The 233-nt window shown below is 44.2% G+C and carries 1 pseudogene; it reads left to right on the top strand.

What is annotated here, in order from left to right:
- Positions 1–53: 53 nt before the first annotated feature.
- Positions 54–233, top strand: a pseudogene (locus A6R74_RS00705) (hypothetical protein); the annotation flags it as partial.

Here is a 233-nt window from a genome sequence, read left to right on the forward strand (position 1 = left end):
ACACATTTATTCACGGCAACCACTACCTTAATGACTTTCAACGGAGGGTATTCATGCAAATCAATTTTCTGCTGTTTCCAGCGCTGACTCAACTTGACCTGACGGGTCCCTATGAAGTGCTTTTTCGTATACCTGTCCTCAACATAGATTTTGTCTCTACTTCTATGGAGCCGGTAGTGTCGGAACGTGGTTTAAAAATGCTTCACCCGGTAACGTTTGAAAACGCACAACCC

The sequence above is a fragment of the Halomonas sp. ALS9 genome (genome assembly GCF_001651035.1).
GTDB lineage: Bacteria > Pseudomonadota > Gammaproteobacteria > Pseudomonadales > Halomonadaceae > Vreelandella.